Source organism: Bradyrhizobium sp. CSA207, assembly GCF_029051685.1.
GTDB lineage: Bacteria > Pseudomonadota > Alphaproteobacteria > Rhizobiales > Xanthobacteraceae > Bradyrhizobium.
In genome coordinates, this window is sequence record NZ_JAACFT010000004.1 from 101188 (window position 1) to 115388 (window position 14201).

14 protein-coding genes are annotated in these 14201 nt (G+C 62.1%); 9 read left to right on the plus strand and 5 right to left on the minus strand.

Going from position 1 to position 14201, the window contains the following annotated elements; genetic code table 11:
• Window positions 1-106: 106 nt before the first annotated feature.
• Window positions 107-796 (minus strand): hypothetical protein, encoded by a 690-nt coding sequence (locus GWG65_RS05430; protein WP_275194378.1) that lies wholly within the window; start codon window positions 794-796, stop codon window positions 107-109.
• 499 nt (window positions 797-1295) lie between these two features.
• On the opposite strand from GWG65_RS05430, the gene GWG65_RS05435 reads away from it, so the two are divergent.
• The 7 genes from GWG65_RS05435 to GWG65_RS05465 all read left to right on the plus strand — a co-directional run bounded on the left by GWG65_RS05435 (window position 1296) and on the right by GWG65_RS05465 (window position 5385).
• Window positions 1296-1505 carry a cold-shock protein gene (locus tag GWG65_RS05435; protein ID WP_247990441.1) on the plus strand — a complete coding sequence of 70 codons (210 nt, stop codon included), beginning with the start codon at window positions 1296-1298 and terminating at the stop codon, window positions 1503-1505.
• Window positions 1506-1599: 94 nt separating this feature from the next.
• The gene (locus GWG65_RS05440) at window positions 1600-1842 is read left to right on the plus strand and encodes a transcriptional regulator (protein ID WP_275194379.1); all 243 of its coding nucleotides are present in this window, start codon (window positions 1600-1602) and stop codon (window positions 1840-1842) included.
• Window positions 1843-1897: 55 nt separating this feature from the next.
• Window positions 1898-2122: a hypothetical protein gene (locus tag GWG65_RS05445; protein WP_275194380.1), complete on the plus strand. Its 225-nt coding sequence runs from the start codon at window positions 1898-1900 to the stop codon at window positions 2120-2122.
• 141 nt (window positions 2123-2263) lie between these two features.
• Window positions 2264-2668, plus strand: a complete 405-nt coding sequence (locus tag GWG65_RS05450; RefSeq protein WP_275194381.1) for a transposase — start codon at window positions 2264-2266, stop codon at window positions 2666-2668.
• Between the two features lie 35 nt (window positions 2669-2703).
• The gene (locus GWG65_RS05455; protein ID WP_275194382.1) at window positions 2704-3390 is read left to right on the plus strand and encodes a transposase; all 687 of its coding nucleotides are present in this window, start codon (window positions 2704-2706) and stop codon (window positions 3388-3390) included.
• A 53-nt stretch (window positions 3391-3443) separates the two neighbouring features.
• Window positions 3444-3776 carry a DUF6572 domain-containing protein gene (locus tag GWG65_RS05460; protein WP_275194383.1) on the plus strand — a complete coding sequence of 111 codons (333 nt, stop codon included), beginning with the start codon at window positions 3444-3446 and terminating at the stop codon, window positions 3774-3776.
• 1198 nt (window positions 3777-4974) lie between these two features.
• The gene (locus GWG65_RS05465) at window positions 4975-5385 is read left to right on the plus strand and encodes a hypothetical protein (RefSeq protein WP_275194384.1); all 411 of its coding nucleotides are present in this window, start codon (window positions 4975-4977) and stop codon (window positions 5383-5385) included.
• 429 nt (window positions 5386-5814) lie between these two features.
• Here the strand turns inward: GWG65_RS05465 and GWG65_RS05470 are convergent, their stop codons facing one another.
• From GWG65_RS05470 to GWG65_RS05485, 4 genes are all read right to left on the minus strand, one after another.
• Window positions 5815-5997: a hypothetical protein gene (locus GWG65_RS05470; RefSeq protein ID WP_247391141.1), complete on the minus strand. Its 183-nt coding sequence runs from the start codon at window positions 5995-5997 to the stop codon at window positions 5815-5817.
• Window positions 5998-6615: 618 nt separating this feature from the next.
• Window positions 6616-7893, minus strand: a complete 1278-nt coding sequence (gene frc, locus GWG65_RS05475; protein WP_275194385.1) for a formyl-CoA transferase — start codon at window positions 7891-7893, stop codon at window positions 6616-6618.
• Window positions 7894-8047: 154 nt separating this feature from the next.
• Complete coding sequence (gene oxc, locus GWG65_RS05480) at window positions 8048-9781, minus strand: oxalyl-CoA decarboxylase (protein ID WP_275194386.1); 1734 nt, start codon at window positions 9779-9781, stop codon at window positions 8048-8050.
• A gap of 76 nt (window positions 9782-9857) precedes the next feature.
• Entirely contained in the window at window positions 9858-10553 is a 696-nt protein-coding gene (locus GWG65_RS05485; RefSeq protein ID WP_275194547.1) for a GntR family transcriptional regulator, read from the minus strand.
• A 349-nt stretch (window positions 10554-10902) separates the two neighbouring features.
• Between GWG65_RS05485 and GWG65_RS05490 the strand changes: the two genes are divergently transcribed.
• Together GWG65_RS05490 and GWG65_RS05495 are read left to right on the plus strand one after the other, a co-directional pair.
• A complete protein-coding gene (locus GWG65_RS05490) occupies window positions 10903-13032 on the plus strand; it encodes an acetate--CoA ligase family protein (RefSeq protein ID WP_275194387.1) in 2130 nt (709 codons plus the stop codon).
• A gap of 252 nt (window positions 13033-13284) precedes the next feature.
• Window positions 13285-14127: an IclR family transcriptional regulator C-terminal domain-containing protein gene (locus GWG65_RS05495; protein WP_275194388.1), complete on the plus strand. Its 843-nt coding sequence runs from the start codon at window positions 13285-13287 to the stop codon at window positions 14125-14127.
• Window positions 14128-14201: the final 74 nt, after the last annotated feature.

The window sequence follows — 14201 nt, forward strand, 5'->3', positions numbered from 1 at the left end:
ATGCCCCGAGGACGAACGAGACATTGCCGGGCCGACACGACATCGCCGATTTTCTTGCCGGAATTTGTTGAGAGCGCGGCCAAAGGGTCGTTCCGCGACGGGGCGGCTAAACTGCCGGCAGATCCTGCGGCGTCATCGTGAACGCAAGCCGATAGTGGTTGATCGTCGGATCATCCCGCGCGCCCGCGACGCGAAGCGCTGACGGCGAAATCTGGCCGGCAACCGCGCGCTCGACCGCCTCGGCATCGTAGCCGGAGAGAAGGACGATCCAGTCGGCGGCGCCGTCCCGCCCGCGGATCTGCTGCTCGGTCGTGGGCGAACTCGTCCTCGGCGTGTCGGTCAGGAGGAGGTGGGCGCCTGTCAGTCCCGGTTGCGGTGCCAGCGCGCGCAGCGTGTCGGAGAGGTGAGTGTGCAACTCCGTCTCCCGTCCGGCCTCCGGCGAAAGCCGGATGGTGGCAAGCGCTGTCGCGACGCCGCCGCCAAAGCTCGCCACCACTCGGCACTGGCTGCGGACCATGCCGAGGTGATGCGGCATCATCTTGGTCGACCATGGTGTCGGCGCGTTGAGCCGATCGAGATATCCACTCGACGTGAGGACGTCGCACTGCTCGAGCTCGTAGAGCACGAAGAAGCCATCAGCACCATCGGTGCTGGTCCACCGCGAGCCGCGCCGGAAGCCGGGAATGCTCATGCGTTCCGGAAAATGCTCGTGCGAATGCCAATCGCCGAACTCCGCGCGTTGCTCAGCGCGGACGTTCCACCACATTGCGACGGCTGCTTGACCCAACAATGACATGCTGACCTCGATCGCTTCCGGGCAATTCTTTACAGCAGCGCCGCCGAGATCCAAAGGTCGGCTGCGAAATGCCGCGAGCCCGGCCGATCCGGGGCGCCGCAGGCCATGGCGTCTCAACGCTGCCCGTCAGCTTTTCACCACGAGTTCAATGCGACCGTCGTGCAGTTCTTTCGCGAGCAACTCGCCAGTGGTGATCGTTGAGCGCCCGGTCGAAGCTGGGCGTTCTCTTGTCGGCGCTTTGCGGCTTGCAAACGCTTTGCGAAGGCTCGTTTGCCTTGCTTCCTGGCCTTCTGGGCGCGTTCCGGCGACGTCTCGGCCCAATTAAAACCGGGCAAGCCTTGCAAATGACGCTGATGAGGTATACCTTGATGGCGTTCGTTCAGCCGCTGTGCCTTGTTGAATGCGCCCGCGGGCTCCTTTTCCATAGACATCGACGAATTGAATCGAGTTCTGCGTGAGTGTCACGCGGAATGCGCGCATGTGCGCTTTGGAGAAGAAAATGACGACAGGTACTGTGAAGTGGTTTAACGGCCAGAAGGGCTTTGGATTCATTCAGCCCAACGACGGCGGCAATGATGTGTTCGTTCACATCAGCGCGGTCGAGCGGGCTGGTCTTGCGGGTCTCGCCGAGGGCCAGAAGGTCAACTTCGAAGTCAAGACCGACAAGATGCGGGGCAAGGTCAGCGCTGAGAATCTCTCGCTGGCTTGAGTTCCCTGTGCCGTTTCACGGATGTACTGAAACGGCTACGCTGCCCGCTCATTCCCCGGATTGAGCGGGTTTTGTTTGTTACGGAGGGTGAACGATGAGCGCCAGGAAATCGGCAGAACCGTCGCCCGAAGGCATCGCGCGTTCCAATCGCCAGCGCTTGGCGTCTGAAGAAGGTGCGCGGGCCATGGCGGATGCCGAAAAGCAGGCCGTCGACATTCGCAAGAACATGGCGCGGCTTCGAGTGCTGCGCCAGGCCAAGGAAGCGGCCGACGCAACCCTTCAGGCATCGTTGCCGGCACCCACCCCGACGAAGCGCAAGAAGAAGCTGCCGCAATAGTTGCCTTCGATAGCGCGGACGACAATCTGGCGAGGGGCCGATCACATGCCAAAGAGTGCGGGTCGTGCCTAGGGTCAAGCCGGACGGCGGTGGCACAATCACCTTCTTTCTCGCGCTTGGCGCCGGCCGGCAGATGTGCCGCCTTGCAACCACGTTTCAGACGCAGAAGCAGGCCTTCAGCTATCTTCAGAAATATCGGACGGAGCTCGAGCGCGTGGCGCGGACACGGCTGGCTTCGGGCGAGCTCGAAGACGGCATCGTCGTGCTCTCGATGCTGTAGGTCGGGGTCAGGCGTCGATTTCGGCGCCGCGCTTTCGGCGCGATCATCAATCGCCCGGTAATTACGTAATTACGGTGACAGTGCATTAAATTGACGCCGGACACTTTCGCGGGGCATGATGCGGCATGGCTCGTCTTGCTCGTGTCGTCATCCCCGGCCACCCCCAACCACGTCACCCAGCGCGGCAACGGCCGGGCACGCACGTTCTTCGAGGACAGCGACTACGCGCTGTATCGCGACCTGCTTGCCGCGAATTGCAAGGCCGCCGGCGTCGAGGTGTGGGCGTGGTGTCTGATGCCGAACCACGTTCACCTCATCCTGGCGCCGTCCGATTCCGACGGGCTGCGCCGGGCGCTGGCCCGCGTACACCGCGGCTATGCCGGCGCCATCCAGGCGCGCCGCAAGGGCACCGGTCATTTCTGGCAGGGCCGGTTCGGTGCCGCCGTCATGGACGAGCGACATCTCGCGGCGGCGCTGCGCTACGTCTCGCTCAACCCGGTGCGGGCGCGCCTGGTGCAGCGGGCAAATACGGTGACAGTGCACTAAATTGACGCCGGACATTTCGCGGGGCATGATGCGGCATGGCTCGTCTTGCTCGTGTCGTCATCCCCGGCCATCCCCACCATGTCACCCAGCGCGGCAACGGCCGGGCGCGCACGTTCTTCGAGGACAGCGACTACGCGCTGTATCGCGACCTGCTTGCTGAAAATTGCAAGGCCGCCGGCGTCGAGGTGTGGGCGTGGTGTCTGATGCCGAACCACCTTCACCTCATCCTGGTGCCGTCCGATTCCGACGGGCTGCGCCGGGCGCTGGCCCGCGTGCACCGCGGCTATGCCGGCGCCATCCAGGCGCGCCGCAAGCGCACCGGTCATTTCTGGCAGGGCCGGTTCGGTGCCGCCGTCATGGACGAACGGCATCTTGCGGCGGCGCTGCGCTACGTCTCGCTCAACCCGGTGCGGGCGCGCCTGGTGCGGCGGGCGCAGGATTGGCGGTGGTCGAGCACGCGCGCGCATTTGCGCGGCAAGGACGATGGCCTGACCGCGCTGGCGCCGATCCGCGATCGTTTTCCGGACTTCGCCGGTTTGCTGGCAACCGAACCGGAGGCGGATCTGTTCAGTGCATTGCGCGCCGCGGAGAGCATCGGCCGTCCGCTCGGAGACGACCGCTTCCTCGCCCGCATCGAGCGTCAAACCGGGCGCGTTCTGAAGCCGGGCAAGCGCGGGCCCAAGCCGTCAGAGTCAGAAGGCGCACAGCGAAAGGGCAGTTAAGTGCACTGTCACCGTAATTCGACAGCCGTCCAAATTATTCGAGGGCCCTGAATATGTCAGTAGATCAGGCAGATACGATTGACGTCGCGACCATCGACAAGGCTTCCGGTGAGCTATGGCTCACGATCAGCGATCATCTGCCGTGGGACGAAAACGAAGGCGACCATCTCGTCCTTCTTCAGAACAAGCTCAACGCGTATCTTCGCTTTATCGAAAGCGGTGAGGTGTTTAAAAAGGTGCCCGATGCCAAGGGGCGCGGTATTGTGATAAACTTGGTCGGGAAGTTCCCGCTGAGCCAAAAGGCCGACTTCTTCTTTGGGAAGGCGCGAGCCGCCACAGAAAGCGCGGGCTTTCGGTTACAGTTTAGCCTTATGCGCCCCAATTGAGCGGCTCTCGCTATTACTGTATTACTGTGACGCCCATGGAATGCACCCCCTAAGTGAGACACAGGTAATTCCTGTGACAGGCACTCGTCTATCGCACTGTTTGCCCCGGTATTACGGTGACAGTGCACTAAATTGACGCCGGACACTTTCGCGGGGCGTAATGGGGCATGGCTCGTCTTGCTCGTGTCGTCATCCCCGGCCACCCCCACCACGTCACCCAGCGCGGCAACGGCCGGGCGTGCACGTTCTTCGAGGATGGCGACTAGAATTACGGTGCGATCTTTCCGCGAAAGGTCGACTTCTCTTGCTTCGGGTACCGATCTTGAATCACGACTCACCCTCTAAGAAAAGGGGGTACTCGAGGGCCGATTTGGCGCGATCCTCAATCGCCCGGATGCAAGCCCTTCCTATTCGGAGCGGCTTCCCGATTTGGTAATTACGTAATTACGGTGACAGTGCACTAAATTGACGGGCAGGGCACTTAATTCTCATCGAGCGCAGGACCCGCTCAATTAAGTGCACTGTCACCGTAATACCCACCAGGTGCGTTTGCCGCAAAGAGTGCCGCACCGCCAAGTAATGGCCAACTCGTTCAAGAAATTGCGACGAGAGCCGAGGCGTGGGGCACAAGGCAGGGTCTGCCGGCCGCAGGTAGCGGACCGCTCCAAGGAACATTGAAGCACGATTACGCTGCACGCCTGCTTGATCGATATCAAAGCATGTACGGGAGTCGTGGTTTGGAAACCGAGGTTTCGCTTCTCAATGGTGGCGCAGTCAACTACGGGACAGCGGGAAGCGTGCGCTTGGACGTATTCGAGGCAGCGACGGGAACTGCGTGGGACTATAAATTCACCTTGAATCCGAGTCTAAGTGTATCCCGCGTGCAACGCATTCTCAACAATGCACCCGTGAATAGTGCAATCCCAGTTGGCCCATGATGACGTTGACAGCACAGTTAAGACGCTCGATTACCGAAGACTGGAGGTCCTGTTTTGAGAGCTTAGGCGTTTATAAGCCAATGTGGCTTGGGCGGCGCGTAGGACCTTTTTTTCAGGGGGTTTGCTTGGAGAGAAGCTCTGGTAGCACTTCGTATATTCCAACCTCTCACCTTCACTGTCTCTGCCGTGACTTTCCTGTTGTGAGCTTGACCTTAGGGCAACGCTTGCTATCGCCGAGATCTGGCAGCGAAGAAAGAATCTTGGTTCAATTTCATGAAACCCATTTCGAGGATGCGGCAAGGCGATTGACGGCAGCCTCATTGCTGCCGCTCGATAGGCCATGGGGCCTAAGTAACTTGATCTCGGCCGTTCAGATGTACCAGACGCTTGGACGCCCGGACTCGAGATATCCTATTTTTCCTTTCGAGGACGTCGTGATGGCTGCCATATGGTTGGGTGAGCATGATCAAGCCAGATCGGCGATCGCAGAGTATCGAGAAACCATCGCTGGGTGGCCTGAAAACGTAACCGCGCGTTTTGGTGGGAATGTTGCATGGGAAAGTAAGTTACGGCAGCTGATTGATAATCCGAAGGCGTTGCGGGATTTGGCTGATGCCAACGCCGAAAGGCTCAAGGTCCGAAGTCTTCCTCGAATCGAAATGCTGGCGTGAATTCTAGGCATTACGGTGCTGGACTGGACTGCACCCCTGGAATGAGACACGATAATTCCTGTGACAGGCTGTCGGGAAAGCGATAATTCCGAGCATCGCCCATGGCGCCTGCTGGTGCGGCTCCCGAATGCAATTACGGTGATAGCGCACTAAATTGACGCCGGACACTTTCGCGGGGCATAATGGGGCATGGCTCGTCTTGCTCGTGTCGTCATCCCCGGCCACCCCCACCACGTCACCCAGCGCGGCAACTTGCGTGCACGTTCTTCGAGGATGGCGACTAGAATTACGGTGCGATCTTTCCGCGAAAGGTCGACTTCTCTTGCTTCGGGTACCGATCTTGAATCACGACTCACCCTCTAAGAAAAAGGGGTACTAGGTCGAGGGCCGATTTGGCGCGATCCTCAATCGCCCGGATGCAAGCCCTTCCTATTCGGAGCGGCTTCCCGATTTGGCCTCGCGGGCCAATCGCTCCGCTTTCAGGCGCTCGCGGTTCTCGTGGAAGGAGCGCTGGTCCTTCGCATAGTCATTCATCGGCTTCTGCGTTTTGGCAGGCTTGAACACCTTGTTGGCTTCACGCTTGGCTCGATCAGAGGATTGATCTCTCAACATTTCGACCTCCATTTGATCAACGAGCGTGGTCCCGGCAAATGCTGGACGCGCGCCTCTCGCTCGCAAGCTGACGCGGATCGACTTGTCATCCTCGGGGCGAGAAGGCAGCCACTTCTTCAGCTTTGGGCAGGTCTTCTGCGAGGCGCTTGGTCACTCGCCGTGAGGGCGGCGCACTCGCATTTCCGAGAGCGCGCCGGTCGAGAGGGTAACGGGGGACTACGGTATCGGTTCCTCGGCACCAGTCTTTAATTCCGGAATCGTGAAGCTCAAGGCGGGGGAATTGGACCTCCGGCCGTCGCGGCTTCCGATCGAAAAGAAATCCCAGCGAGAGCAAGGATAGAGCGGAGCGCCTACGGCTCGCAGCAGCGCGCGGCTGCGTCGAGGCTGGCTCCAAAAGGGCGGACATTCGCTTTTTCGAGTAATGGCATAATACCCCTGTTTTGCCCGACGCGTCAAAGGCGTTTCGTTAAATACGAAAATCTTTTGCGGCCAAGGAGTTAGCTACTGTGCATGGGGTTGTTTTTCCGTTTTTGGTCAGAGCCTCCGGCCGCGCGGCATTTCTAACGCAAAAAAAAGGCCGCCTCGAAGGGCGGCCCTCTTCTCATTCAATGGGTCTGCTTACTCCGCGGCCTGCTTCTGCGGCGGATCGAGCGCGCCGGACTTGTGGATCTCGGCGACCTGGTGGTCGCTGAAGCCGAGCACGCTGCGCAGGATTTCGTCGGTGTGCTCGCCGAGCAGGGGCGAGCGCTCCACGTCGCTCGGGGAGTCCGACAGCTTGATCGGGTTGCCGACCGAGATGTACTTGCCGCGAGTAGGATGATCGACCTCGACCACGGTGCCAGTGGCGCGCAGCGACTGGTCTTCGGCGATCTCCTTCATCGACAGGATCGGGCCGCAGGGGATGTCGTCCTTGTTGAGGATCTCCATCGCCTCGAACTTCGTCTTCGTCATAGTCCACTGTTCGATGCGGCCGAAGATCTCGTTCAGGCGCGGCAGGCGCGCCGCCGGCTTGGCGTAGTTCGGATCGGTCTTCCAGGTCGGCTCGCCGATCACGTCGCAGATCTTCTCCCAGACCGGGGCCTGGGTGATGAAGTAGATGTAGGCGTTCGGATCGGTCTCCCAGCCCTTGCACTTCAGGATGCGGCCGGGCTGGCCGCCGCCGGAATCGTTGCCGGCGCGCGGCACGGCGTCGCCGAACGGAATGCCTTCGCCGAACTGGCTGTATTCCCTGAGCGGACCGTGGGCGAGACGCTGCTGGTCGCGCAACTTGACGCGCGCCAGATTCAGGACACCGTCCTGCATCGCGGCGGTGACGCGCTGGCCCTTGCCCGAATGGGTGCGGTGATAGAGCGCGGTGACGATGCCGAGCGCAAGATGCAGGCCAGTGCCGCTATCGCCGATCTGCGCGCCGGTGACGAGCGGCAGGCCGTCACGGAACCCGGTGGTGGAGGCGGCGCCGCCGGTGCACTGCGCGACGTTCTCATAGACCTTGCAGTCCTCGTACGGCCCGGGGCCAAAGCCCTTGATCGAGGCGACGATCATCTTCGGGTTGATCGCTTGGATCTTCTCCCAGGGGAAGCCCATGCGGTCGAGCACGCCGGGGCCGAAATTCTCCACCAGCACGTCGCATTTCTTGATCAGCTCGGTGAGGACTTCCTTGCCCTTGGGATTCTTGGTGTCGAGGGTGATCGAGCGCTTGTTGTGGTTGAGCATGGTGAAATACAGGCTGTCCACGTTCGGGATGTCCTGCAGCTGCCCGCGGGTGATGTCGCCGACACCGGGCCGCTCCACCTTGATCACGTCGGCGCCGAACCAGGCGAGCAACTGCGTGCAGGTCGGTCCGGACTGGACGTGGGTGAAGTCGAGAATGCGAACGCCCGTGAGCGCTTTGGTCATCATGTTGCTCCTGTTACTCTTCTGTTTCTGTCATGCCCGCGAAGGCGGGCATCCAGTATTCGCTGAAGGTTCAGTTGGGCCTCAGTGCTCACCTCAAGGATGGTTCGGCGATTACTGGATTCCCCGCCTGCGCGGGGAATGACCCGGCGGTCGGTTACTTTTTCTTCTGCAAGACGCTCTGCGGATTGAGGTTGCCGATGCGGCCGCTCTCAGAGCCGGCGGCCGGATCGATCACCGCGTTGATGAGCGTCGGCTTGCCCGAGGCCATCGCCTCGTTGACGGCGCGCTTGAGCTCGTCGGGCGAGGTGGCATTCACGCCGACGCCGCCGAAGGCTTCCATCATCTTGTCGTAGCGGGCGCCCTTGACGAACACGGTGGTCGCCGGATCGGCGTTGGCGCTGTTGACGTCGGTGCCGCGATAGATGCCGTCATTGTTGAAGATGACGATGCAGATCGGCAAGTTGTAGCGGCAGATGGTCTCGATCTCCATGCCGGAGAAGCCGAAGGCGCTATCGCCTTCCACCGCGAGCACGGGGTGCCCGGTCTCCAGCGCCGCCGCGATCGCCTGGCCCATGCCGATGCCCATCACGCCCCAGGTGCCGACGTCGAGACGCTTGCGCGGCTTGTACATGTCGATGACGCCGCGGGCGAGGTCGAGCGTGTTGGCGCCCTCGTTGACGAGGATCGCCTCGGGATGTTCTTTGATGACGTTCTTCAGCACGCCGAGCGCGCCGTGATAGTCCATCGGCGACTTGTTGTTCATGAGCTTCGGCGCCATCTTGGCGACGTTCTCTTCGCGCTTGGAGACGATCGCCTTGGTCCATTCGGCCGGCGGCGCGGTCCAGCTCGAGCCCATCGCCTGGTTGAAGGCCGCGACGACCGAGCCGATGTCGCCGACGACAGGCGCGACGATCTCGACGTTGGAGTCCATTTCCCTCGGCTCGATGTCGACCTGGATGAACTTCTTGGGCGATTCGCCCCAGCTCTTGCCCTTGCCGTGAGAGAGCAGCCAGTTCAGCCGCGCGCCGATCAGCAGAACGACGTCGGACTCTTTCAGCACCGTCGAGCGGGCCGCGCCGGCGCATTGCGGATGCGTGTCGGCAAGGAGGCCCTTGGCCATGCTCATCGGCAGGAACGGCACGCCGCTCTTTTCGACGAAAGTCTTGATCTCTTCATCGGCCTGCGCGTAGGCCGCGCCCTTGCCGAGGATGATGAGCGGACGCTTCGCGCTTTTGAGCACGTCGAGCGCGCGCTTCACCGAAGCGGGCGAGGGGATCTGCGCAGGCGCCGCATCGATCACCTTGACCAGCGACTTCTGGCCGGCCTCGGCGTTCATCACCTGGCCGAACAGCTTTGCCGGCAGGTCGAGATAGACCCCGCCGGGACGACCGGAGACAGCGGCACGGATGGCGCGGGCAAGACCAATGCCGATATCCTGGGCGTGCAGCACGCGATAGGCCGCCTTGCAGAGCGGCTTGGCGATCGCGAGCTGGTCCATCTCCTCATAGTCGCCCTGCTGGAGGTCGACGATTTCGCGTTCCGAGGAGCCCGAGACCAGGATCATCGGGTAGCAATTGGTGGTGGCATGCGCGAGCGCGGTGAGACCGTTGAGGAAGCCGGGTGCGGAGACGGTAAGGCAGACGCCGGGTTTCTTGGTGAGATAGCCGGCGATGCCCGCCGCGTAACCGGCGTTCTGCTCGTGGCGGAACGAGATCACGCGAATACCGGCCGCCTGCGCCATGCGGCCCAAATCCGTGATCGGGATGCCCGGCACATTATAGATCGTGTTGATGCCGTTCAGCTTGAGCGCGTCGATGACGAGATGGAAGCCATCCGTCAATTCCTGCTCGGTGCCCGGTGCTTCGGACTTGGTCGCGGTATTCAGCATGGGCCTTGTCTCCCTGGTCTCAAGGTGCCGTTTAGGCTTTTGGGGGCGAATGGGTTCGCCCTTCTGGTGAAAATTGTTAGCCGAACAGTTCCTGGCCATGCGCTTCGACATAAGCCGCAAGGCCAAGGGTGTGGTCGCGGGCGCGCTTCTCGGCAAGCTCGGTGTCGCGCGCTTCGAGCGCTTCGATCATGCCGAGATGTTCGGGCAGGGAGGTCGCGGTGCGATCCTTTCGCCCGATCGTCAGTTGCCGGTAGCCGCGCACGTGCAGCAGCAGGTCGTTGGTGAGATCGACCAGCACGGGCGATTCCGACAGCGAGATCAGCGCCTGGTGAAAGGCGATGTTGGCGCGCGAATATTCCTCGACATGATCCTCGGGCAGGCGGTCCTTGCCGAAGTCCTTGAAGAAGTCGCGCAGTGCCGTGATGTCCTTCTTGCGTGCCGTGGTGGTGATCAGGCGTGCCGCCATGCTCTCCAGCGCCGCCCAGGCGCGGATCATGTCGACGATCTCGCTCTTGGTCCTGCGCACCACCATGATGCCGCGGCGCGGAACAGTCTTGACGAAACCGTCCTGCTCGAGCATCGCGATCGCCTCGCGGATCGGAGTGCGGCTGACGCCGAGGCGCTCGGACAGCGCGCGCTCGTCGAGCATCACCGGCTCGGGCGTCGAGTAGATGTCCATCTTGAGGATGGCTTCCTTCAAGGCGTCATACGCCTTGTTCTTGAAGCTGCTCTCCGGGGCAATACGAACGATTGCGATGTCTGCCTCGGCCATGTTCGGCAACGCCTTGGTTGGTTTCCGCAGTGACACGACGATTCTCCTCCAGTGGGGAGTCGTCTTTTACAGGAATATTAACTGGAAAGTTTTTGGCATACCACATGCCAGCGTGTCAAGCTGCCTATTTTTTGCAGCGTTCTAGGTGGAGCGGCGGCTTGACAAGTTGGCTTCTGGCATACCAAATGCCATCGCCAGCCATTTTTGATCCAAGCCGGCGGGGTAATGTGGGCTTTATGCCACTCCGTTCCGCTGCGCGGAACAAAGCACGGCAAACGGCAAGCATGACAGGGCAGCCGCAACACGCTCGCTTTGCAAAGCAAGAACTGAAGGTCAAGGGAGAAGCCACATGTCCAATTCCAAAGACGTCGTCCGCAAGGTCCTTGACCAGGTCAAGGCGGACAACCGCACCAGCCTGACGGCGCCTGAGGGCAAGCTGGTCTGCGATGCCTACGGCATTCCGGTGCCGAAGGAGGGCGTGGTGAAGTCGGCAGGCGAGGCCGGCAAGGTCGCCTCCTCGATGGGCTTCCCCGTCGTCATGAAGATCGTCTCGCCGGACATTCTCCACAAGACCGAGGCTGGCGGCGTCATCGTCGGCGTCAAGACGGTGCAGGATGCCGAGAAGGCCTACGAGACCATTCTCTCCAACGCCAAGAAGTACAAGGCCGATGCCAAGATTGAGGGCATCCAGGTGCAGCAGATGCTGGCCGGCGGCACCGAGGTGATCGTCGGTTCGATCACCGACGGCTCGTTCGGCAAGTTGGTCGCCTTCGGGCTCGGCGGCGTGCTGGTCGAAGTCCTGAAGGACGTCACCTTCCGCCTGGCGCCCGCGACCAAGGAAGACGCGCTCTCGATGCTCGACGGCATCCAGGCGCATGAGATTTTGAAGGGCGTGCGCGGCAGCGAGCCGGTCAACCGCACCGCGCTGGCCGACATCATCGTCAAGGTCTCCCAACTCGTCACGGATTTCCCCGAAATCGTCGAGCTCGACCTCAACCCTGTTTTCGCGACGGCGAAGAACGCCACCGCCGCCGACGTGCGCATCGTCGTCGACTTCGCCTACAAGCCCCGGCCGAAGCCGCGCCCGACCGAAGAGATCGTCGCGGCCATGAACCGCATCATGCAGCCGAAGGCGGTCGCCGTGGTCGGCGCATCTGCCGAGGACGGCAAGATCGGCAACTCCGTGATGAAGAATCTCATCAACGGCGGCTACAAGGGCGATATCTATCCGATCCATCCGAAGGCCGCCGAGATCCTCGGCTACAAGGCCTATAAGAGCGTCAAGGACGTGCCGGGCGTGATCGATACGGCGGTGTTCGCGATTCCTGCGAAGTTCGTCGCAGCTGCGCTGGTCGAATGCGGCGAGAAGAAGATCCCGGGCGCGGTGCTGATCCCGTCGGGCTTTGCCGAAGCTGGCGCGCCGGAGCTCCAGGCCGAGATCGTCGAAGTCGGCAAGAAGTACGACATCCGCCTGATGGGGCCGAACATCTACGGCTTCTACTATACGCCGGCCAATCTCTGCGCGACCTTCTGCACCGCTTACGACGTCAAGGGCCACGCGGCGCTGTCGTCGCAGTCGGGCGGCATCGGCATGGCCATCATCGGCTTCTCGCGCTCGGCCAAGATGGGCGTCTCCGCGATCGTCGGCCTCGGCAACAAGTCCGATATCGACGAGGACGATCTGCTCGCCTTCTTCGAGCAGGATCCCAACACCAATCTGATCGCGCAGCACTGCGAGGACCTCAAGGACGGCCGCGCCTTTGCCGAAGCCGCAAAGCGCGTGTCCAAGAAGAAGCCGGTGATCGTGCTCAAGGCCGGCCGCACCTCGGCCGGTGCGAAGGCGGCCTCGTCGCACACCGGCGCGCTCGCCGGCAACGACAAGATCTACGAGGATGTCCTGGCGCAGTCCGGCGTGATCCGCGCTCGCTCGCTGCGGCAACTGCTCGAGTTCGCCCGCGGTGTGCCGGTGCTGCCGACGCCGAAGGGCGAGAACGTGCTGATCATCACCGGCGCCGGCGGATCCGGCGTGCTGCTGTCGGACTCCGTCGTCGACAACGGCCTGTCGCTGATGTCGATGCCGCCGGATCTCGATGCGGCCTTCCGCAAGTTCATCCCGCCGTTCGGAGCTGCCGGAAATCCTGTGGATATCACCGGCGGCGAGCCGCCGATCACCTACGTCAACACCGTGAAGCTCGGCCTGTCGGATGAGCGCATCCATTCGCTGATCCTCGGCTACTGGCACACCATCGTGACGCCGCCGATGGTGTTCGCCCGCAACATGGTCGAGGTGAAGAAGGAGATGGAGGCCAAGGGCTTCGTGAAGCCGATCGTCGCCTCGCTCGCCGGCGACGTCGAGGTCGAGGAAGCCGCCGAATATCTCTACCAGAACGGCATCCCGGCCTACGCCTATTCGACCGAGCTTCCGGTCGAGGTGTTAGGGGCCAAGTACAAATGGGCGCGCGGGGCAGGGCTGCTCTGAGCCGACGAAAAGGAAATGCCGCTTCGGAGCAGTCTGGAGCGGCATTCCGATCTAACGCGTGACGAGTTTGAATTGAATTGCTGTCGTATCGGCGGTGCTAAACCTCTCCCATAGGGAGAGGTCGGCGCGAAGCGCCGGGTGAGGGGTCTGCTCTATCGAGCGACCTGCACCCCTCACCCGATTTGCTGCGCAAATCGACCTCTCCCCGACGGGGAGAGGTGGACGGAGATCGCGGACGAAGGGCAGGTCGCGATGAGCAAGAACGTGATCCGGCGCAAATCGCTCGAGCCCAGATCGCCCGCCGAGGCCGATCATGAGGCGCGCGACGGCGGCGTGCAGTCGGTCGACCGCGCGCTGTCGATCCTGGAGACGCTGGCCGAGGACGACGAGGGTTATCGCCTCAGCGATCTCGCCGTCCGCACCGGCCTGTCGGCCTCGACCGTGCACCGCCTGCTGGCGACGCTGGAAAGCCGCCGCTTCGTGCAGTTCGACCGCGCCGAATCCAAATGGCACGTCGGCGTGCGCAGCTTCACGGTCGGCGCAAGCTTCGCGCGGCGGCGTAATTTCTCCGCTCAGGCGATTCCCTATCTGCGCAAGCTGCGCGATCTCACCCGCGAGACCGCCAATCTCGCTGTCGTCGACGACGAGTTCATCATCGTGCTGACCCGCATGGAGAGCCGCGAAATCATGCGCTCGCTGACCAAGGTCGGCGGCCGCGTCCCCATGGTGACATCCGGTGTCGGCAAGGCGGTGCTCGCAACCTATTCCGACGAGGACGTCGGCGCCGTCATCCGCCATCACGGCATGCCGCGCCTGACCGAGAAGTCGATCGTGCGGCCAAGCGACCTGTTCAAGGAGCTTGCGACGATCCGCAAGCAGGGCTTTGCGATCGACGATGAGCAGGCCTGCATGGGCCTGCGTTGTATTGCCGCAGTCGTCTACAACGACTGCGCCGAGCCGCTCGCGGCGATTTCCGTCTCGGGCATGACCAGCCGCCTGACCGACGACAGATTGCCGGAAATCGGCCAGATCGTGCGCGAAGTCGCCGGTGAGCTGACCGTCGCGCTCGGCGGGGTGATGCCGAAGTCCGGCTGACAGGAAACCCGGGCGCTATCGCTGGACAGCATCGGCCGTTTTGGCTGATATGCGACCAAACGACACAATGCGGC

Bases quoted from the DNA above. Each gene is read 5' to 3' on its own strand.
- GWG65_RS05470 (WP_247391141.1), bottom strand. From the start codon at position 5,997: ATGTTGAGAGATCAATCCTCTGATCGAGCCAAGCGTGAAGCCAACAAG.
- GWG65_RS05495 (WP_275194388.1), top strand. From the start codon at position 13,285: ATGAGCAAGAACGTGATCCGGCGCAAATCGCTCGAGCCCAGATCGCCC.
- GWG65_RS05440 (WP_275194379.1), top strand. From the start codon at position 1,600: ATGAGCGCCAGGAAATCGGCAGAACCGTCGCCCGAAGGCATCGCGCGT.
- GWG65_RS05460 (WP_275194383.1), top strand. From the start codon at position 3,444: ATGTCAGTAGATCAGGCAGATACGATTGACGTCGCGACCATCGACAAG.
- GWG65_RS05490 (WP_275194387.1), top strand. From the start codon at position 10,903: ATGTCCAATTCCAAAGACGTCGTCCGCAAGGTCCTTGACCAGGTCAAG.
- GWG65_RS05430 (WP_275194378.1), bottom strand. From the start codon at position 796: ATGTCATTGTTGGGTCAAGCAGCCGTCGCAATGTGGTGGAACGTCCGC.
- oxc (WP_275194386.1), bottom strand. From the start codon at position 9,781: ATGCTGAATACCGCGACCAAGTCCGAAGCACCGGGCACCGAGCAGGAA.
- GWG65_RS05435 (WP_247990441.1), top strand. From the start codon at position 1,296: ATGACGACAGGTACTGTGAAGTGGTTTAACGGCCAGAAGGGCTTTGGA.
- GWG65_RS05485 (WP_275194547.1), bottom strand. From the start codon at position 10,553: ATGGCCGAGGCAGACATCGCAATCGTTCGTATTGCCCCGGAGAGCAGC.
- frc (WP_275194385.1), bottom strand. From the start codon at position 7,893: ATGACCAAAGCGCTCACGGGCGTTCGCATTCTCGACTTCACCCACGTC.
- GWG65_RS05455 (WP_275194382.1), top strand. From the start codon at position 2,704: ATGGCTCGTCTTGCTCGTGTCGTCATCCCCGGCCATCCCCACCATGTC.